Origin of the sequence: Falsiroseomonas sp., assembly GCF_051859025.1 — a bacterium.
GTDB lineage: Bacteria > Pseudomonadota > Alphaproteobacteria > Acetobacterales > Acetobacteraceae > Falsiroseomonas.
Genome location: NZ_JBHYGL010000010.1, coordinates 96,927 through 116,392 on the forward strand (window position 1 = coordinate 96,927; position 19,466 = coordinate 116,392).

General features: G+C 70.2%; 20 protein-coding genes. 10 read left to right on the forward strand and 10 right to left on the reverse strand.

The features are described 5' to 3' along the window. Positions 1-4 precede the first annotated feature (4 nt). The 4 genes from pehA to ACTIE5_RS11345 form a co-directional block, all read right to left on the reverse strand. Complete coding sequence (gene pehA, locus ACTIE5_RS11330; RefSeq protein ID WP_439549806.1) at positions 5-1,567, reverse strand: phosphoric/sulfuric ester hydrolase PehA; 1,563 nt, start codon at positions 1,565-1,567, stop codon at positions 5-7. A 179-nt stretch (positions 1,568-1,746) separates the two neighbouring features. Continuing rightward, on the reverse strand, positions 1,747-2,727 hold the full coding sequence (locus tag ACTIE5_RS11335) for a tripartite tricarboxylate transporter substrate binding protein (RefSeq protein WP_439549807.1): 981 nt from the start codon (positions 2,725-2,727) through the stop codon (positions 1,747-1,749). Further along, positions 2,724-3,590 (reverse strand): amidohydrolase family protein, encoded by an 867-nt coding sequence (locus ACTIE5_RS11340; RefSeq protein WP_092959641.1) that lies wholly within the window; start codon positions 3,588-3,590, stop codon positions 2,724-2,726. Before ACTIE5_RS11340 ends, ACTIE5_RS11335 begins: the two co-directional genes overlap by 4 nt. Position 3,591: 1 nt before the next feature. Then, positions 3,592-5,001, reverse strand: coding sequence for a phenylacetate--CoA ligase family protein (locus ACTIE5_RS11345; protein ID WP_439549808.1), 1,410 nt, complete (start codon positions 4,999-5,001; stop codon positions 3,592-3,594). A 101-nt stretch (positions 5,002-5,102) separates the two neighbouring features. Here ACTIE5_RS11345 and ACTIE5_RS11350 point away from each other — a divergent pair, with 101 nt between their 5' ends. Further along, positions 5,103-5,876, forward strand: a complete 774-nt coding sequence (locus tag ACTIE5_RS11350; protein WP_439549809.1) for an IclR family transcriptional regulator domain-containing protein — start codon at positions 5,103-5,105, stop codon at positions 5,874-5,876. Between the two features lie 37 nt (positions 5,877-5,913). On the opposite strand, the gene ACTIE5_RS11355 is transcribed toward ACTIE5_RS11350, so the two are convergent. The 3 genes from ACTIE5_RS11355 to ACTIE5_RS11365 form a co-directional block, all read right to left on the reverse strand. Then, positions 5,914-7,389 (reverse strand): hypothetical protein, encoded by a 1,476-nt coding sequence (locus tag ACTIE5_RS11355; protein WP_439549810.1) that lies wholly within the window; start codon positions 7,387-7,389, stop codon positions 5,914-5,916. Positions 7,390-7,526: 137 nt separating this feature from the next. Then, entirely contained in the window at positions 7,527-8,186 is a 660-nt protein-coding gene (locus ACTIE5_RS11360) for an FCD domain-containing protein (RefSeq protein WP_439549811.1), read from the reverse strand. Then, positions 8,183-8,905, reverse strand: coding sequence for a GntR family transcriptional regulator (locus ACTIE5_RS11365; RefSeq protein ID WP_439549812.1), 723 nt, complete (start codon positions 8,903-8,905; stop codon positions 8,183-8,185). Before ACTIE5_RS11365 ends, ACTIE5_RS11360 begins: the two co-directional genes overlap by 4 nt. Before the next feature lie 180 nt (positions 8,906-9,085). Here ACTIE5_RS11365 and dctP point away from each other — a divergent pair, with 180 nt between their 5' ends. The 4 genes from dctP to ACTIE5_RS11385 are packed head-to-tail and all read left to right on the forward strand — an operon-like array spanning position 9,086 to position 12,305. Beyond that, complete coding sequence (dctP, locus tag ACTIE5_RS11370; RefSeq protein WP_439549813.1) at positions 9,086-10,075, forward strand: TRAP transporter substrate-binding protein DctP; 990 nt, start codon at positions 9,086-9,088, stop codon at positions 10,073-10,075. A gap of 9 nt (positions 10,076-10,084) precedes the next feature. Then, complete coding sequence (locus tag ACTIE5_RS11375) at positions 10,085-10,558, forward strand: TRAP transporter small permease (RefSeq protein ID WP_439549814.1); 474 nt, start codon at positions 10,085-10,087, stop codon at positions 10,556-10,558. Between the two features lie 2 nt (positions 10,559-10,560). After that, on the forward strand, positions 10,561-11,856 hold the full coding sequence (locus ACTIE5_RS11380) for a TRAP transporter large permease (RefSeq protein WP_439549815.1): 1,296 nt from the start codon (positions 10,561-10,563) through the stop codon (positions 11,854-11,856). Between the two features lie 5 nt (positions 11,857-11,861). Continuing rightward, on the forward strand, positions 11,862-12,305 hold the full coding sequence (locus ACTIE5_RS11385) for a type II 3-dehydroquinate dehydratase (RefSeq protein WP_439549816.1): 444 nt from the start codon (positions 11,862-11,864) through the stop codon (positions 12,303-12,305). 4 nt (positions 12,306-12,309) lie between these two features. Here the strand turns inward: ACTIE5_RS11385 and ACTIE5_RS11390 are convergent, their stop codons facing one another. Next, positions 12,310-13,260 (reverse strand): D-2-hydroxyacid dehydrogenase, encoded by a 951-nt coding sequence (locus tag ACTIE5_RS11390; protein ID WP_439549817.1) that lies wholly within the window; start codon positions 13,258-13,260, stop codon positions 12,310-12,312. Further along, positions 13,257-14,288: a 5-methyltetrahydropteroyltriglutamate--homocysteine methyltransferase gene (locus ACTIE5_RS11395; protein ID WP_439549818.1), complete on the reverse strand. Its 1,032-nt coding sequence runs from the start codon at positions 14,286-14,288 to the stop codon at positions 13,257-13,259. Before ACTIE5_RS11395 ends, ACTIE5_RS11390 begins: the two co-directional genes overlap by 4 nt. A gap of 206 nt (positions 14,289-14,494) precedes the next feature. Between ACTIE5_RS11395 and ACTIE5_RS11400 the strand changes: the two genes are divergently transcribed. From ACTIE5_RS11400 to ACTIE5_RS11420, 5 genes are all read left to right on the forward strand, one after another. Then, positions 14,495-15,253, forward strand: coding sequence for a GntR family transcriptional regulator (locus tag ACTIE5_RS11400; protein WP_439549819.1), 759 nt, complete (start codon positions 14,495-14,497; stop codon positions 15,251-15,253). A 94-nt stretch (positions 15,254-15,347) separates the two neighbouring features. Continuing rightward, the gene (locus ACTIE5_RS11405; RefSeq protein ID WP_439549820.1) at positions 15,348-16,337 is read left to right on the forward strand and encodes a Bug family tripartite tricarboxylate transporter substrate binding protein; all 990 of its coding nucleotides are present in this window, start codon (positions 15,348-15,350) and stop codon (positions 16,335-16,337) included. A 7-nt stretch (positions 16,338-16,344) separates the two neighbouring features. Next, positions 16,345-16,767: a nuclear transport factor 2 family protein gene (locus tag ACTIE5_RS11410; RefSeq protein WP_439549821.1), complete on the forward strand. Its 423-nt coding sequence runs from the start codon at positions 16,345-16,347 to the stop codon at positions 16,765-16,767. A gap of 17 nt (positions 16,768-16,784) precedes the next feature. Beyond that, a complete protein-coding gene (locus tag ACTIE5_RS11415; RefSeq protein WP_439549822.1) occupies positions 16,785-17,327 on the forward strand; it encodes a carboxymuconolactone decarboxylase family protein in 543 nt (180 codons plus the stop codon). A 35-nt stretch (positions 17,328-17,362) separates the two neighbouring features. After that, positions 17,363-18,379: a VOC family protein gene (locus ACTIE5_RS11420; protein ID WP_439549823.1), complete on the forward strand. Its 1,017-nt coding sequence runs from the start codon at positions 17,363-17,365 to the stop codon at positions 18,377-18,379. 8 nt (positions 18,380-18,387) lie between these two features. On the opposite strand, the gene ACTIE5_RS11425 is transcribed toward ACTIE5_RS11420, so the two are convergent. Next, a complete protein-coding gene (locus ACTIE5_RS11425) occupies positions 18,388-19,032 on the reverse strand; it encodes an SGNH/GDSL hydrolase family protein (protein WP_439549824.1) in 645 nt (214 codons plus the stop codon). Positions 19,033-19,466 lie beyond the last annotated feature (434 nt).

Here is a 19,466-nt window from a genome sequence, read left to right on the forward strand (position 1 = left end):
CTCCTTATTCGGCGGCTTCGTGCGTGGCGGCGGCCAAGGGGGCTGCTGGCGGGGTGGGCTTGCGCTCCTCCAGCCCCTGCGGCGTCGCGCGGAAGTGGGTCAGCGTGCGTTCGGCGTGGCGCATGCGCAGCGACAGCGCCTTCTGCGCGTAGTCGCGCACCAGGCCGGCATGGGCGGGATCGTCGGCCAGGTTCTCGAACTGGTGCGGATCGCGTTCCAGGTCGAAGAACAGCGGCGGCAGCGCGGCGAAGTGGACGTATTTGTAGTCCGCATCCTGCACGACGCAGAGGCTGCTCTCATCCATCGACAGGCCGAGCTCGCCCTCGGGCTTCGAGTAGTGGACGTCGCGGAAATCGTATTCGTAGTGCAACACGTCGCGCCAATCCGCGGGCTTGTCGCCCGCGATCACGGGCAGCAGCGACCGGCCATCGACGCTGCGCGGCGCCTCGCCACCCAGCCATTCCAGGATGGTCGGCATCACGTCGACGCTTTCCGTGAAGCTGGCATCGATCTCCCCGGCGCGATGCGCGCCACCGGCGCCCTTCACCACCAGCGGGATGCGGAAGCTCTCGTCGAAATAGCCGACCTTGCCGAGCAGCCAATGATCACCGAGCTGCTCCCCGTGGTCGGAGGTGAAGATGATGGTGGTGTCATCCCACTGCCCGGTTTCCTCGAGGTAGGAGAAGACGCGGCCGAGGCAGTCATCGATCTCCGTCATCAGCCCCGCATAGGTCGCGCGCATCTGGCGGATGGCGAATTCGTCGAGGCCCGTGGCCACGCCGCCCGCCCCGTGGAAGAAGCTGCCCTGGCGGATGCCGCGGAGGTAGTGGCGCAGCATCGGGTGCTGCGCGGCCTCCTCCTCCCACATGTCGCGCCGCACCGGCGCGGGCATGTCGGCCGGGTCGTACATCGTGTTGTAGGGCGCGGGCGCGATGAAGGGGGGATGCGGGCGGTAGTAGCCGAGGTGGAGGAACCAGGGCTTATCGCCCTTGCCCTTGAGGTAGGTGAGCGCCTTTTCCGTGAAGAAGGTGCTGTCGGACAATTCGGCGGGGATGCGGCAGGGACGGTTGGTGGCGCCGGGCACGGCGTCCTCGCCTTCCGGCAGCCAGATATCCTCGCGCTTCGCGGGAAGTTCGTAGCCCTGGTGGGCCAGCCAGCCGAAATAGCCATCCATGTTCGGCTCGAAGGCACCGACGCTGCGGAACCCGTCCATCAGGTCGCCCAGCGTGGTGAAGCGCGGGTCCTTCGGGCCGCTTTCGCGGGGATCGGGCGTGGTCGTGGTGTAGCCGATCAGCGCGGGATCGTAGCCGATCAGGCGAAGCTGCTTGCCGAGGTTGGTGTGGCGCGCATCCAGCGGCACGGTGTTCTGCACCGCGCGGTGGTTCATCAGATAGAGGCCGGTCAGCAGGCTGGCCCGCGCGGGGCCGCAGGGAACCGCCGTGGTGACATGGTTGCGGAAGGTCACGCCTTCGCGGCACAGCCGGTCCAGGTTCGGCGTCCGCAGAAAATCCGCGCCGAGATGCGGCACGAAATCCGCGCGCCACTGGTCGACGACGATGAGAAGCACGTTGCGCCGCTGCCGCATGAAAATCCGCCCTGCCCTGACGGGCACGGCTTAGCGGCCAAGGGCGACCGTCGCGTGACAGATCGGCGGCGCCTTCGTTAAACCCCCCCCGCGCGGCAGCGCGGGATGGCGAGCCTGAGGCGGATCGCTGCGGCGCGATCCGCGCTCCCGCAGGGGCGGCGCTATTCCGGCTTCACGCCGGCATCCCGCACCACCCGCCGCCACTTCGCCACATCCTCCTCCAGGAAGCGGGTGAAATCCTGCGGCGATCCGCCGCCGATATCGGCGCCGAGTTCGCGCATCCGGTTGGCGATGATGGGCTGGGCCAGGGCGTCGCGGGCATCGGTGGCGAGGCGCTGCACCACCGCATCGGGTGTCCGCGCCGGTGCCATCAGCCCGACCCAGGATGTCGCGTCATAGCCCGGCAGGGTTTCCGCGATGGCCGGCACATCGGGCACCATCGACGACCGTTCCCGCCCCGTGACGCCCAGCGCCCGAAGCTGGCCGCGCTGAACATGGGGCAGGACGGTTGTCATGTTGTCGAACATCATGCTGACGCGCCCGGCCAGCAGGTCCGTCACCGCCGGGGCGCTGCCGCGATAGGGCACATGCGTCATCTGCGTGCCCGTCATCAGCTTGAACAACTCCCCCGCCAGGTGGACGGAGGATCCGATGCCGCTGCTGGCGAAGGTCAGGCTGTCCGGCGCCCGGCGCAGCAGGGCCACGAGTTCCGCGATGCTGTTCGCGGGGACGGAGGGATGCACGACGAGCATGTTGGGGAAGCTCGCCACCAGCAGGATCGGCGCGAAGTCCCGCAGCGTGTCGTAGCCCACATCGGGCCGGACGGCGGTCAGCACGGAATTCACGCTGGCCGTGCCCATCAGGATGGTGTGGCCATCGGCCGGCGCCCGCGCCACGGCCTGGGCGCCGATCGCCCCGGTCGCGCCGGCGCGGTTCTCCACGATCACGGGCTGGCCGAGGGAGCGGGTCATGGGCTCCACCAGCAGCCGCGCCATCAGGTCCGTGGCGCCGCCCGGCGGGAAGGGCACCACGATCTGCACCTGGCGGGCCGGAAAGGCCGCCTGCGCCCGCGCGCCGGGTGGCGCGCCCAGCACGCCCGCCGCGGCGGCCAGGACGCTTCGCCGCTTCATGGCATCGTTCATGTCGTTGTTTCCCCCAGGCCGAAATAGGCTTCCGCGTTGCGGTGCAGGACCTTCGCCAGGATGTCGTCGGCGAAGCCCATGGAGAGCCAGTCCGCCTTCAGCTTGGCATGGCGCAGCACCGGGAAATCACAGCCGAACATCACGCGGTCCTGAAGCCAGGTGGCGATGGCCTTGCGGAGTTCGGGCGAATAGCGCTTCGGCCCCCAGCCATGCAGCTCATAGCTGACATTCGGCTTGTGCCGCAGGATCGCCAGCATCTCGTCCTGCCAGGGGTAGGCGGGGCGCGCGGCCAGGATCTTCAGCTTCGGATAGCGCGAGGCGACATTGTCGATGTGCCGGGGATGGCCGTGGTCGAGTTCGATCCCATCGCCGCCCGGCAGGCCCTGGCCGATGCCCGTCAGGCCCGTCAGGATCATCACCGGCGTGCCATGCGCCTGCGCCGCCTGGTAGAAAACGTCCCAGCGCGGATCGCTTGCCGGCACGCCCGTGACCTGGCCGTTCACGCCGATGCCGACGAAGCCCGCGCCGGCGCCCAGCGCCCGCTCGAACTCCTTGATGCTCTCATAGCCACGGCGCGGATCGAATTGCAGCCAATGTCCCGCGATGGCGTCGGGGCGGCGGCGCGCAAGGTCGAAGGCGTAGTCGTTCTCCGCCCGCATCTCCTCGATCGGCCAGAACTTCGGATAGGACAGGTCGAGGATCGCGCGCGTCTCGTGCCGGACGAATTCGTCGCACATGCCGTCCTCGGTGAAATACTCCACCTCCGTGCCCCAGATCGCCTGCTGCCGCGCCAGCGCCTCCGGCGTGCGGAACAAATAGCCGCGCTTCGTGCCCCAGTGGGAATGGGCGTCCAGCATCCGCATGTCAGGCTTCCTGCATCGCGCGGCGGTCGATCAGCCGGCGAATCTTCGAGGTGGTATCGAGGCCCGTGAGCGGAGCAAGAGTGCCGCGCGGCACCACCTCCACCTCAAGCCGCACGGACAAGGCTTCCTTGAAGCGGCCCGCGAGGTCCGCCGCGAAGGCATCCGCGGCAACGTCAGCGCCCGTCGCCTCCACACGCACGACCATGCGTTCCCCGCGCTCCAGCACGCAGAGGAATTCGCCATTGCCGCGCGGATCGGCCGCGACGAGCGCACCGATCGCCTCGGGGAACACGTTCACGCCGCGCAGCTTCACCATCCCATCCGCGCGGCCGCGGATGCCGGTGATGCGGCGATGCGTGCTGCCGCAGGCGCAGCGGCCCGGCGCGAAGCTGGTGATGTCGTTGGTGTCGAAGCGGATCATCGGCGCGACATGCTTGAAGAAGGTCGTGACGATGGCGCTGCCCTCCTCGCCTTCCGCCACCAGGCGGCGCGTGTCGTCCTCCTCGGGCAGGCCCAGCACCTCGACCGCGAAGCAATCCTCGAAGACATGCATGCCGCTCTTCTCGGCGCAGTCCACGGCGACACTGCCGAATTCGTTCATCCCGTAGGTGTCGTAGACATCGGCGCCCCACAGCTCCTCCAGCGCGCCGCGATCCTCGACCCCGAGATGGGTGATCAGCCCCTTGATGCCGAAGCCCCGCGGGTCGAGGCCGAGCTCGTCCCGCGCTACCAGCGCCATGTGGCGGAGATAGGCGGGAAAGCCGATGAGGTGCGTGACCCCCCAGGCGCGCATCAGCTCGATCTGCCGGCGCGTCGGCGTCTGCGCGCCCGACCCCGTCATGATCGGCACCGCGCCCGTGTATTTCTGAATCCCCTCCCGCACCAGCAGCCCGCCATTCGGCAGGCCGAGCGACAGCGTGACCTGGAGGCGGTCGAAGGGACGCACCCCCTGCATGAACAAGCGGCGCCCGGTGACGATATTCATCACCTCCCGGTCCCTCGGCGCGAACATCATCGGCCGCGGCAGGCCCGTGGTGCCGCCGGAGGTCTGGAACACCAGCGGCAGTGCCGCATCCGTCGCCGGGTCCACGCCGAAATAATCGGGCCAGAAGGGGTCGCGCTCCAGGCTTTCCCGCATGTCATGGACCGAGAAGGTCGGGATCAGCTTCAGGTCGTCGAGCGAACGGATATCGCCGGGCTGCATCCCCACGGCCGACCAGCGGCGCCCGTAGAAGGGCACCTGCCAGGCGCGTTCCATCTGCTTCAGGAAGGCCGCTTCCCGCCGCGCGCGCAGCGCCTCCTCCGGCAGGGTCCAGACCGTGTCGAAGAATTCGGGCGCCGGCGGGAATTCCTGGCACAGCGCGTCCAGGTCGATGGCCTCGTGGTAGCGCGGCGGCACGCGAGCGGACATCCATCACCTCCCTGCACGCCCCCGACCGGGACTGGCGTAGCCCCCCAATTTGTGCGATTACCGCACATGAAGGGCGTATTGCGCACAACACTGGAATCCCCATGCCGCAGCGTCAAGACCAGCCGGCCGATGGCGACTATGTGCAGAGCCTCGACCGCGGCCTGGCCGTCATCCGCGCCTTCGGGGCGAACCGGCCGCGGCTGACGCTGTCGGAAGCCGCGGCGCAGGCGGGCATCAGCCGGGCCGCGGCGCGGCGGCTGCTGCTGACGCTCCAGGCCCTCGGCTATGTCGGCAGCGAGGATGGGAAGCATTTCGCGCTGCGCCCCGCGGTGCTCGACCTCGGCTATGCCTACCTCGCTTCCCAGCCCTGGTGGCGGGAGGCACAGCGCCATATCGGCCCGCTGGCGGCGCGGCTTGGCCATCCCTGCGCGGTCGGCGTGCTGGATGGGGCGGAGGTCGTCTACGTGGCCTATGCCGCGCCGAACCCCGTGGCGGGGCTGGACCGGTCCGTGGGCACCCGCCTGCCGGCCCATGCCACCGCCATCGGGCGCGTGCTGCTGGCGGGGCTGGAGCCCGCGCAGGTGGCAGCGCTGCTCGGGCCCGGGCCGCTCGATGCCTTCACGCCCTTCACCCGCGTCGCGGTGCCGGACCTGCTGGACGGGCTGGCTGCGGTGCGGCAGGCCGGCGCCTGCCTGGTGGACCAGGAATTGCGGCTCGGCCTTCGTTCCCTCGGCGTGCCGATCATGGGGCGGGACGGGCGCATCCGCGCGGGCCTGAGCATGAGCTTCGGCCTGATGGACAAGCCGGATGAGGCCGCGATGCGCGCCGCCCTGGCCACGGCCGCCGCGCAGATCGGGCAGGCCGTGGCCGGGTAGCCGGGGGGCGCCTCAGGCGCCGGGGTTGTCGCGCGCCTCAGGCGCCGGGATCGTAATCCAGCGGGGGCGCATCCTCCCACGCCGCGGGGGCGGCGGCCCAATCGGCCGGCGCTTCCTCCGCGAACAGGGCCGCTGCATCGGCGGCGGAGACGCCCTCGGCCTCCCCGCGCTCCAGCACATAGGCGTGGCCCCTGGCCGCCCCGGTTGCCGGCACCACGAACAGGATTCCGCCCTCGACCAGGGCTTCATTCAGCACCCCGACCAGATCCTCCAACTCCATGTCCACCGCGCCGTCCGCGATGGACAGGGCCACGACGCCACCCTCCGCCCCCGCGATAAGGGCGCTGCCGGTGCCGATGCCGGCCAGGTGCGCGGCCAGGGCCGCCAGCAGCACCTCGTTCACCTCCGGCTCCTCCTCGCCCTCCTCCTCGTCGCCCGGCCCCTCATCCGGAAGCGCGAGCCTGGCGCGGCGCAGCAGGTCCAGCGCGCGCGCCAGCGGCAGCGGGGCCGAGGCCTGCCCGCCGCCGGCGGCCTCGGCCATGATCGCCTCCCACCGGTCGAGCCGCGCGGCCGTCTCCTCCTCATCCGGCCACTCCCCCTCGGGATCCACCGGCACGGTCAGGCCCAGCAGGCAGACATCGCGCTCCTGCGCCGGCGCCGGCGGGATCGGCGGCTCCTGCCCGTTGACCAACGCCTCAGCGGCCTCCCGCAGATCGGAGGGACGCAGCCGCGCGATGGCGGAGGTCGCGATCCAGAAGGGCGCCAGGATCATCCGCGAGAAGGCGGGGTCGATCGCGACCTCCGTCAGCGCCGCCTGCAGCGTCGCCGGGATGGCGGGATCGCGCGGCGCGTCGCCGCTGCGCAGCACGGGGCTGACGAACAGCGCCGCCAGGCGCTCCTCCCCCGCTTCGCCTACCACATGCGTCGCCGCCGAAAATTCGATCGCGCGGCGGGCATAGGCGTAGTCCTGCGGCTCCAGCATCGATTCCACCACGCCGAGCGCCCCATCCAGGCGCTGGGAGAGCAGTTCCTCCGTCAGCAGGTCGATCTGGTCCTCATCCGCCTCCGGGTCGGTCGCCCAGCGCGCGATGCGCGCGGCCAGGGTCCGGCCGGTGGAGGGCTTGCGCGGCGCCTCGCGCAGGTCCGCGGCCCGCAGCCCCAGCGCCCGCAGCGCCGCGTCGCCGGACAGCGCATCCGCAGGCTCCCCAGGGTAGGCAGCGAAATCCGCGCCTTCCCCCTGCGCCGCCATCCAGGCGCGCATCGGCGCGGCGCGCAGGACATGCACCGCGACATCGAAGCCATGCCGGTGCAAGGCCCGCGCGATGGCACGGGCCATCCTTGCGTGATCCCCATTGTCGATCCGCGCCGCGACCGGATGCGCGAGGCGGAACGCCTCCTCATCGGCATAGAGGTTCACCGGCACCTCGTCCCGATCCGCGCCATGGGCCAGGTCCAGCGTGGCCGTCACCGCGGCGACGATCGCCTCCGCCTTCTCGATCTCGGAGCTGGACATGGGCGTGTGGTTCCTTCGATGCCGCCGGCGGCAAGGTTGCTGCCGCTGCGCGGCGGGGGTTGCTGCCGCTGCGCGGCGGGGGTTGCCGCCGCGATTACGGCGGATGCGCGGCCCCGCCAAGGGCCGGCGCCCAGCCCCTACAGGAACCCGCTGGCCAAAGCGTGGTTCACGCCGCCCAGGATATGGGCATCCAGGATGCACCGCGCGGCCGCCGCATCGCGCCGCAGCGCGGCATCCCGCAGCGCCGCATGTTCCCCGGCGGCGATCGCGCCGCGAAAGCCCAGCGCCCGGTTCTGGTAGCGCTGGTAGCGGTCGAACATCGCGCCATGCATCGCCATCAGCGTGCGCGATCCGCAGGCGGCGATAAGGCTCTGGTGGAACTGGGCATCGAAGGCGCGCCAGCCATCCAGCGCCGCCCCATCCCCCGCCAGCAGCCGTTCCTCCATCAGCGCCAGCTTGTGATGCGCGGCAACCACCCGCGCCTCCCACTCCACATCGCCGGCGCGGAAGGATTGTTCCATCGCATGGCCTTCCAGCAGCAGGCGGAGGCTCGCCAGCTCCCGCAACTCGGTGGGCGAGAAGGGGGCCACCTCGAAGCCACGCTGGCCTTCGGCGATCACCAGGCGTTCCGCCACCAGGCGGGACAGCGTCTCCCGCAGCGTGCCGACGCCGGCATCATAGGCATCGCGCAGCGCGTCCAGCTTCAGCTTGCGGCCCGGTCCCAGCGTGCCGCGCAGGATGTCGGCGCGGATCAGGCGATAGGCGCGCTCCCCCGCGGTTTCCGGCGCCGCCGTCATGCCGTCTTCGCCTGGCGGCGCCGCGGCGTTGCGGCGAAGGGCGCCAGCGCGCCACCATTCAGCACCTGGTCCACGCAGCCCGCGACATGCGCTTCCAGGATGCGGCCGGCCTGTTCGGCATCCCGCCGCAGCGCGCAATCCAGCAATTGCGCGTGCTGCCCGGCCGCGACGGCACCGCGGAACACGACGGCCACCATCTGGTAGCGGAGGTAGCGGTCATAGGCCGCGGCATGGCTTTCCATCAGCACGGCGCTGCCACAGGCCTCGATCAAGGCCTGGTGGAAGTCGCGGTCGCAACGCTTCCACAGCGCGGTGTCCGCGGCCTCCCCGGCCAGCAGGCGGCGTTCCAGCACGGAAAGCTTGTGGTGCGCCCCCACCACCCGCCCTTCCCAGTCCAGATCGCCCGCGGCGAAGGACAGCGCGATGGCGTGCCGTTCCAGCAGCAGGCGCAGATCCGCGATCTCGCAGAAATCCGCGGCCGAGACCGGGGCGACGGTGAAGCCGCGCTGGCCTTCCGCCACCACCAGATCCTCGCTCGCCAGGCGGTTCAGCGCCTCCCTCAGCGTGCCGACGCCGAAGCCGTAGTCCCGCCGCAACAGGTCGAGGCCGAGCTTCTGCCCCGGCCGCAGCCGGCCCAGCACGATATCGGCGCGCAGCCGGCGATAGGCGGCATCGCCGCCCGCCTCCCCATCCCCGATGCTGCCGGCGCTGCGGATCACCGCGCTCGTCCCTCCCTGGCCGACGCAGTATTGGCCACCGGTTTGCGTGCCGCAACATCGGACGAAAGACAGAATCTCCGATATCGGCGGAAATCACGCTTGATCGCTCGTTTCGCCGCCACTAGCCTCCCGCCCGTATGCCGCTGGGCGGCCAAGACGACCGAGGGAAGGAAGAACGCCATGTCATCGATCATCGGGCGCCGGACGCTGCTGGCCACCGCCGCCGCGCTGGCCACCGCGCCGGTCCTGTCGGCCCGCGCGCAGCAGCGCCGCCGGGTCCGCTTCACCGCCGTCTTCTCCGACCAGGACATCCGCGCCGATGCGATGAAGGGCTTCCAGCGCGACCTGGCGGCCGATTTCGACATCGAGCTTCACCTGAACGCCACGCTGTTCCGCCAGGGCACGGAACTGGTCGCGATCCAGCGCGGCAATGTGGAGATGGCGAATCTGGCGCCGCAGGATTTCTCCCGCCAGATCCCCGCCTGGTCCGTGATGGCGTCCGCCTACCTGTTCCGCGACGTCGACCACATGACCAAGGTCTTCGCCAGCCCGATCGGCGACGACTTCAAGCGCATGGCGCGGGAACAGCTGAACGTGCATGTGCTCGGCCCGCTCTATTTCGGCACGCGCCATGTGAACCTGAAGCCGCGCACCCGCATCACGACGCCGGCCGACATGCGCGGCATCAAGCTGCGCATGCCGCCCGGGGAGACCTGGCAGTTCCTGGGCGAGGCGCTGGGCGCCAACCCCACGCCGGTCGCCTTCGCGGAGCTCTATACCGCGCTGCAATCCGGCACGGTGGATGGCCAGGACAACCCGCTGCCGACCAGCCGGACCATGCGGTTCCATGAGGTGACGACGCAGTTCGTGCTGACCAGCCACCTGGTCGCCTATGACCTGCTCTCCGTCTCCACCCGGGTGTGGGACGCGCTGACGCCCGCGCAGCGCACCGCGATGCAGGCCGCCGCCGACAAGGCCATCGCGGAGAGCAGCCGCCGCCACGTGGCGCAGGAGCAGGAGATGCTGGACTTCTTCCGCGCCCAGGGGCTGGAGGTCTATGCGCCCAACGTCGATGCCTTCCGGGCGGAAGCGCAGCGCCGCTACCTCGCCTCCACCCAGTCGCAGGGCTGGCCGGCGGGGATCCTCGACCGCATCAACGCGATCCGCTGATCGCGCCCCATGGTCAACTGGCTCGGCCGCCGGGCGGAGGATGTTCTCTCCGCCCTGCTGGTGGCGATGTTCATCGCCTTCCTGCTGCAGATCGTCACGCGCTACGTGCTGAACGCACCGCTGAGCTGGACGGCCGAGCTTTCGACGCTGTGCTGGGTCTGGGGCATCCTCTGGGGCGCCGGCCTGGTGCTGCGGGATGAGGAGGAGATCCGCTTCGACGTCATCTATGGCGCCATGAAGCCCGCGGTGAAGCGCGTGGCGGATGCCGTCACCGGCACCGCCGTGGTCGCGATCTTCACCTGGTCGCTGCCCGCGGTGGTGGACTACGTCACCTTCATGAAGGTGGAGAAGACCGCCTATCTCGGGCTGCGCTTCGACCTCGTCTTCTCCGTCTATGTCATCTTTGCCGTCGCGCAGATCGTGCGCCATGCGATGATCGTCTGGCGGTCCGTCACCGGGCACGGCCTGGCGCGGGCGGCCTGACCATGCTCTCCCCCTTCGCGCTCACCCTCATCACCCTGCTCGGCCTCTCCTGCCTCGGCCTGCCGATCGGCATCGCCATGATCTGCGCCTCCATCGTCTATCTCGGCGCCTCGGGCCAGGACATGTCGATCGCGGCCGAACAGGTGCTGAACGGGCTGAACGGCAGCTACGTGCTGCTGGCCGTGCCGCTCTTCATCTTCTCCGCCGGCATGATGAATGCGGGCAGCCTGACGGACCGGCTGCTGCGCTTCTGCGACCTGCTCGTGGGCCGCTTCCGCGGCGGGCTCGGCCACGTCAACATCGTGCAGAGCGTGATCTTCGCGGGCATGTCGGGTTCCGCCGTCGCCGATGCCGCCGGCAGCGGCAAGGTGCAGATCGACATGATGACGAAGGGCGGCGTCTACACGCCGAGCTACGCCGCCGCGCTGACCGCCGTCACCGCCGTGATCGGCCCGATCATCCCGCCTTCCATCCCGATGGTGCTCTACGCGCTCGTCGCCGATGCCTCCATCGGCTACCTGTTCCTGGGCGGCATCATCCCGGGGCTGCTGATGGCCCTGTCGCAGATGGGCATCAACAGCTGGATGGCGCATCGCCACGGCTTCCCGACATCGGCCGCCGTGCCGATGCGCGAAGTGCCGCGCCTGACGATGGAGGCGCTGCCGGCGCTGATGATGCCGGTCATCCTGCTGGGCGGCATCTATGGCGGCGTGATGACGCCGACAGAGGCCGCGGCCGTCGCCGCCGCCTATACCTGGATGATCGCCGCCCTGTTCTACCGCAGCCTGACCCTGCGCCAGACCTGGTCCGCCGTGGTGGACAGCGCGCGGTCCACCGCCGCCATCGGCATGCTGATCGCCGGCGCGCTCGCGCTGAACTACGTCATCACCAGCGAGAACGTGCCCAACACCGTGCGCGGCATCCTGGCGGGATGGGAATTGTCCCAGTGGCAGTTCCTGCTGCTGGTGAACGTCATCCTGCTGGTGCTGGGCTGCCTGATGGAAGGCAGCACCATCCTGCTGATCGTGGTGCCCGTGCTGGTTCCCGCCGCCCAGGCGCTGGGCGTGGACATGGTGCATTTCGGCGTCATGGTCGTCGTGAACATCATGATCGGCCTGGTGACGCCGCCCTACGGGCTGCTGCTGTTCATCGTCGCCAAGCTGTCGAACCAGCCGCTGATGGCCGTGGTGCGGGACACGCTGCCCTTCCTGATGGCCATGGTCGCGGCGCTCGCCCTCATCACCTATGTCCCCGAACTCGTGCTCTGGCTGCCGCGGCAGCTCGGCTACCAAGGCTGAACGCGATGACCCGCACCCTGCATGTGCTGAACGGTCCCAACCTCGACCGCCTGGGCAAGCGCGAACCCGAGATCTACGGTCGCACCACGCTCGCGGAGATCGAGGCGCTGTGCCGCGATGCGGCCGGCAGCGATGCGCTGGTGTTCCGCCAGACCAACTACGAGGGCCAGCTGGTCGAGTGGATCCACGACGCCATCGACAGCGACGCCGCCGGCCTGGTGATCAACCCCGCCGGGCTCAGCTTCCGCTCCATCCCGCTGGTCGATGCGCTGCGGATGTTCCCGCGCCCGATCGTGGAGTTGCACATCTCCAACATCCATCGCCGCGACGCGCTGCACCAGCATTCGCTGGTCTCCACCGTGGCCACGGCCGTGATCGCGGGCCTCGGCGCGCGCGGCTACGCCACCGCGATCCGGTCGGTGCGGGAGATGCTGGACGAGGCCGGCTGAGGGACTACGCCGCGCCCCGCCGCTGCACGAGGTTGCGCAGTCCGGACGGCCCCTTCTCCCGCCACGCGATCAGGTTCTCCGCCACCGCCGGCAGCGCCTGCTGCATGTAGATGTCGCTCACGCCGCCGACATGCGGCGTGACGATGACGTTCGGCAGCGCCCAGAGCGGGCTTTCCGTCGGCAGGGGCTCGGTCGCGAAGACATCGAGCCCGGCGCCGGCGATCCGCCCCTCGGCCAGGCAGGAGGCCAGCGCGGCCTCATCCACCACCGCGCCGCGGGCGATGTTGATGAGGAAGGCGTCGGGCCGCATCGCCGCCAGCACGGTGGCATCCACGATGTGGCGCGTCTCCGCCGCATAGGGCACCAGCACCACCAGGAAATCGGCGCGGGAGGCCGCTTCCGCCAGGCGGTCGCGCGGCAGGATCGCGTCGAAATGCGGCACGCTGTCCCGGCCGTTGGAGACGCCGATGACGGTCATGCCGAATAGCCGGCAGCGTTCCGCCAGATGCTCCGCGATGGCGCCGACGCCGAGGATCACGGTGGTGCGCCCCTGCAGCAGCCGCTGCGGCCTGCGGTCCCACACCCGCGCCGCCTGGCGTTCCAGCACGCCGCGCATGTCGCGCAGCAGCGACAGCATCATGAGGAAGGCGAGTTCCGCCATCTGCGGCCCCTGGATGCCGCGCATGGCCGTGACCAGCACATCCGGCCGCAATTCGGGCAGCGCCTCCAGATGGTCAGTCCCCGCCGTCAGCGCCTGGATCCAGCGCAGCCGGGGTGCGGCCGCCAGCACCCGGCCCGGGATGGCGTGGGCGAGGCCGATGATGACCTCCACCTCCGCCGCCGCCCGCATCATCCCCTCCCCGCCATCGGCGAGGACGTAGTCATACCCCGGCGCCGCGGCCGAGAGGGCGTCGAGCGAGAGGTCCACCCCCTCGCCGAACACCAGAACCTTCACGCGATCTCGCGCCGCACGATCGCCGCGCCATCGGCCAGCGCCTTGAGCTTGGCGAAGGCGGTCTCCCGCGACAGGTACTTCATGCCGCAATCCGGCGCCGGCACGATCCGCTCCGGCGGCAGCACCTTCATCGCCTCACGGATACGGCCTGCCACCACCTCCGCCGTCTCGACCTCCGTCGTGCCGAGGTCGATGACGCCGACCATCACCGTCTTGCCCGGCAGATCGCGCAGGATGCCGAGGTCGAGCTTCGGCTGCGCCGCCTCGATCGAGATCTGCTGCGCATTCGCCGCGGACAATTCGGGCAGGAAGGAATAGCCGGTGGGCTTGCTGCTCACCATCGCGGCGTAGCCGAAGCACAGATGGATCGCGGTCGTGCCCTCGATCCCTTCCAGCGCCCGGTTGATGGCGGCGATGGCGAAGCGGCGCGCGCGGTCCGGGAAGGCTTGCATCCAGGGCTCATCCAGCTGGATCACATCGGCGCCGGCGGCCTTCAGCTCCCGGATCTCCTCGTTCAGCGCGGCGGCGAAATCCATCGCCACCTCGGCCTCGTCGCCATAGAACTCGTTCTTGCACTGCGCGGTCATGGTGAAGGGGCCGGGCAGCGTGATCTTCACCTGGCGGTCCGTGTTCGCCCGCGCGAAGGCGACGTCGCGCACCTCCACCGCGCGGATGCGGCGGATGCGGCCGACGATGCGCGGGACCAGCGTCGGCTTGCCGGTACGGCCGATGATCTCGCCCGGCACCACATGCTCGATCCCCTCCAGCGCGCAGGAGAAGTGGTTGGAATAGCTTTCCCGCCGGATCTCGCCATCGGTGATGATGTCGATGCCCGCGCGTTCCATGTCGCGCATGGCGATCACGGTCGCGTCATCCTGCGCCTGTTCCAGGCGCGGCTCCTCGATCCGCCAGATATCGGGGGTACGGATGCGCGGCACCAGGCGGCTGCGCAGCCTCTCATGGTCCACGAGCCAGGCCGGCTGCGGGTAGCTGCCGACGACGGTGGTGGGCAGCAGCGTCTGGCTCATGCCTTGATCCTCACTGGTCGCCGGCACCGCTGCCGGCAGCGTGTCTGGCCGCCGGCACTGCCGACGGCGTGTCTGGCCGCCGGCGCTGCCGACGGCGTGTCTAGCCGCCGGCGCTGCCGGCTTGGGCGTCGGGGACGCCGATGCCCGTCAAATATCGTTTTTCGTTTGACCGGGGAAGCGGGTTTCGCCAATCCTCCGGCATGGCCATGAGCCCCCCTCGCACCACCCCGGTCGCCATCGCCCTGCCGGGCGTGGAGGAAGCCCGGACCCTGACCACGGCGGTGCATGGCCGGCTGCGCGACGACCTCATCGCCTGCCGCATCAGGCCCGGGGAGAAGTTGCTGATCGGCCTGCTGGCCCAGCGCTTCAAGGTCAGCGCCGCCATCATCCGCGAAGCCCTCTCCCGCCTCCTCGCCGACGGGTTGGTGGTGGCGGAGGACCAGCGCGGCTTCCGCGCCAGCCCGCTCACCCTGCCCGATCTGCGCGACCTGGCGGAGACGCGGGCCGAGATCGAATGCCTGGCACTCCGCCGCTCCATGGCCCGCGGCGACGCGGCGTGGCGCGATGAACTGCAGGCTTCCTGGACCGCGCTCCGCACCAGCCGCCACCCCCTGCCCGCGGACGGCGCGGAGGCCCATGATTCCTGGTCCGCCCTGCATGCCCGCTTCCACGCCGCCCTCGTCGGTGCCTGTGGGCTCGACTGGCTGATGCGCTTCCGCACCACGCTCTATGAGCAGAGCGAGCGCTACCGCCGCATGTCGCGCCTGGTGCGCGGCCTGTCGCGCGACGTGCAGGCCGAACACGGGCAGATCGTGAAGGCCGTGCAGGATGGCCTGGTGGAGGATGCCGTCGCGCTCCTCGCCGCCCATCTGCGCCGCACGGCGGAGGATATCGAGGCCGCCGCCCGCAACCAGGGGCTCGGCGACGCCATCGCCCCGCTCAGCCGCTGGGGCCAGGGCGCCTAGCAGCACCACCGGCGAAATATCGATTTTCGCTTGACGCTCCCTGCCACGCGTGAAAGCGTCTCCGCCACAAGAAGACCAATGCGGAGGAAGTCCCATGCGAGGCATCACGCGCCGCTTCCTGCTGGGCGCGGCAGGCAGCACGGCCGCCATCGCGCCAGCCCTGGTGCCGGCCTGGGCCCAACCAGCCTACCCCACCCGCGCCGTCAGCCTGGTCTCCCCTGCCGCGCCGGGCAGCCAGACCGACATCTTCTCCCGCACCCTCGCCGCCCCCCTCGCCCAGCGCCTCGGCAGGCCCGTGGTGGTGGAGAACAGGCCCGGCGCGGGCGGCATCGTCGGCACGCTGGCGACGGTGCGCGCGGCCCCCGACGGCCACACCATTCTCTACGCCTCCAACAGCGGGTTCCTCATCTCCCCCCACCTGCGCCGGCCCCCGCCCTACAACACGCCGCGGGACCTGATGCCGATCGCGATCACGCTGAGCGGCCCTTCCGTCATCGTCGTCAACCAGAACGTCGCCGCCACCACCATCGGCGACTTCGTCACGGAGCTGCGCGCCAATCCGGGCAAGTACAACCTCGGCAGCCATGGCGTCGGCGCCTTCAGCCACGTGGCCATGGAGATGTTCATGGCGCAGACGCGCACTGAAATGGTGCACCTGCCCTATAATGGTGGCGGCCCGCTCGGCGCGGCCTTCCTGTCGGGCGACGTCCATGTCGCACTTCTGGACGTGCTGACCGCCAGGCCGCTGATCGCCTCCGGCCGCGGCCGCGTGCTCGCCACCGTCGGCGAAAGGCGGTCGCCCATCTTCCCCGATGCGCCGCTGGTGTCGGAAACCGTGGCCCCCGGCCTCGCCATGGATTTCTGGCTCGGCCTGCTGGCCCCCGCCGGCACGCCGATCGAGATCGTGGAGCGCCTGCACAACGAGATCAACGCCATCACGATGGGCGCGGAAGGCCGGGCCCGCGCGGCGGAGGTCTCCATGCTGACCGACCCGCTGCCCCTGCCCGCGCTCCGCGCCAAGGTGGAACGGGAATGGGAGGAATGGGGCCGCGTGATCCGCGACCGCAACATCCTCAGCACGTGACCGCGCGATGACCGAGGACGAACGCCGCGCGATCGAACAGGATTGCCTGAAGCTGATCGCCATTTATGCCATGGCGGCCGACCACCATGATGCCGAGGCCTTCGTCGGCATCTTCACGGAAGACGGCGAGTGGATCCGCCCCAAGGCCAGCCTGAAGGGCCACGCCGCGCTGCGGGACTTCATGGCGAAGCGGCCGCGGGACGTGCTGTCTCGCCACATCGCCACCAACGCCGTGGTGACCGTGACGGGGCCCGATGCGGCGCGCGGCCTCTCCTACGCCACCGTCTATCGGCATGACGGCCATGCGGGCGGGGAGGCACCGCTCACCGGGCCTGAATCGATCGTCGAATACCATGATGATTTCGTGCGCACCGCCGCGGGGTGGCGCATCGCCGCGCGCCGCAGCCATTCCATCTTCCGCCGCGCCTGACACGAAGGTCCGCCCGCATGGCCCGCGTTCCCCTGCCGACGCGCGAGGAGTTCCCCGAGGAACACCGCGCCACCTATGACCGCATGCAGCGGGAACGCGGCAACCCGACTCCGCATGTCTTCCTGGCGCTGGCCAACATGCCGAACCTGATGGAATCGCTGCTGAGCTTCACGAGGGAGATGCGGCACGGCTCCGTCATGGACCAGCACCACCGGGAGCTCGGCATCATGATGACGGCGCGCGCCGCCAATTCGGCCTATGAATTCGACCACCACTGGAACCACGCCATCCGCGCCGGCGTCACGCGCGACCAGCTCCTCACCCTCGACGAATACGCGACATCGCCGCTGTTCAGCGACCGCGAACGCGCGGTCTGCGCCTATGCGGTGGAAGCGACGCGGCACATCGAGGTCTCCGACGCCACCTGGTCCGCCCTCATCGCCGCTTTCCCGCTGCGGGAGGCGATGGACCTCGTCATGGCGGTCGCCTGGTACAATGCCGTGGCGCGCATCAACGGCCCGCTGAAGGTCGAGAACGAGGACTGGTTCCGCAAGATCTGAAACGTCCCGACCCGTAGCCTGCCGGAGTCCAGCCCATGTCGATCCCGCCGCCCGTCCACTACCCCCCCTTCAACACCACCCGCGCCAGCCATGTGGTGCTGACGGTACGGGACCTCGACGCCGCCATCGCCTTCTACACCCGCGTCATCGGCCTGGTCGTGACCAGGCGCGACGGCGCGCTGGCCTGGCTGCGCGGGATAGAGGAGATCGCCCATCACAGCCTCGTCCTCCGCCAATCCGATGCGCCGCCGGTCTGCGAACGCGTCGGCCTGCGCGTGCAGACGGAGGAGGAGCTGGACAAGGCCGCCGCCTTCTTCGACGGCATCGGCCTGCCGCCCCGCTTCGTCGACGTGCCCTTCCAGGGCCGCACGATGCAGGTGGCGGACCCCATGGGCACGCCGCTCGAATTCTGCGCGCGGATGCAGGCGGTGGACCGCCGCCTGCTGCAGACGGACCACCACCCCGGCGGCGCCGCGCTGCGCTTCGACCACAAGCAGATCCACATGGCGGATGTCGCCGCCGCGGCAGCCTTCTACACCCGGCTCGGCTTCCGGACCTCCGACTACATCGTGGTGGGGCCGCAGGATGCGCTGATGGGTGCCTTCATGCACCGCAAGGACATCCCGTGGGATCTGGTGTTCCTGGCCGGGCCCGGCCCGCGCCTGCACCACTTCGCCTATGTCACGCCCAGCATGATCGACATGTTCCGCGCCTGCGATGCCGCGGGGCTGCACAAATATGGTCCCTCGGTCGAACGCGGGCCGGGGCGGCACGGGCTCGGCCATGTGCAATACGTCTATTTCCGGGACCCGGACGGCCACCGGGTGGAGTTGGTGCTGGAAGCGCCGCACCACATGACGGACCTGGAACAGGAACCCGTGCGCTGGGATGCGGCGCGCCGCGCCAACACCATGGATTGGGGCTACCCGGCGCCGCGCTGCTGGTTCGACGAGGCAACCCCCTTCGCGGGCCTCACCCCCACGCCCTGGACGCCGCCGCCCGACCGGGTGTCGCTGGAGGACTACCTCGCTTCCCGGCCAATAGCCCGGTAGCCAAGCGGTCAGCGCGTCGCCGCGACCTGCGTGCGCTCCATCGACCGCACCAGGGTGGACCACCAGCTGCGGTAGAACTCCCCGGTCGGGTGCACTCCGTCATGGGATTCATAGGTGCAGCGGGCTTCGCGCCCGCGGTGGATGGCGGGCAGGTGGCGCAGTGCGTCATCGGCCTGGTTCACGCGGCGCGCCAGGACGCGGTCCAGCGCGGTGCTGCCCTGTTCCAGCTGGGCATCCCGGTTGAAGCAGCCCGGCGTTGCCCAGATGATGCGCGCGGCCGGCCAGCGTTCCATCACCGCGCTGATCTGGCGGAGGTACTGGTCCGCTTCCTCGTTCCGCATGCCGCGCAGGTCATTGGTGCCGAAGACCAGCACCAGGCGCCGGGCGCAGCGGGGTTCCTGCTGGCGTAGCCAGGCGATGCCGGCGCCGTTGCGGGCGATCACCTCGAACCCCTGGGCCTGGGCAAAGGGGGCCATGCCGACGGCCAGGCTGTCGCCCAGCAGCACGTCGGGGCAGCCCGCTTGGGCATGGGCGGTCGGGGGCGCGGCCATGAGCCAGCCGAGCAGCGGCAGCAGCATGGTCCATCGGCCATGGCGACGGGCACGGCCCTTCGCCGATTGGCCGTCCAGCCCAAGGCGCGTCCGCTTGCGCATGCTCCGCCATCACCTCCTGCGATCGCCGGCGCATGTGGCGCCGGGGTTGCTACCGTGGCGTTAACCCGGAACGGGCTGTGCCTGGGGCCAGGGCCCCGCCCGTGCGCCGGCGGGGCCGGGGCGCGGAACCCCTGCGGGCCATGTTGGCGCGCGGCAGGGGGAACCCGCCTGAAGGCGGGGGCGGGGGCATAACCCGGCGGGAGCAGCGCGCCAACCCCCGGGAAGGTTCCGCGGCGGTCACGAAAAAGCTGGCACCTCGGCATAAGTTCGCTTTATGTTCACATCATCATCGCCCCGGATCACGCCCGCGCCACCCCATCCCGGGGTCCGCCGCCCCTGCGAAAACGGTGCTAAAGGTGCTAAAGAGGGTTAGTGGGCTTAAAAATTGAGGACGCCTGGCGCCGTATTGCGCCGCGGCCCCTGCCGCGCCCATA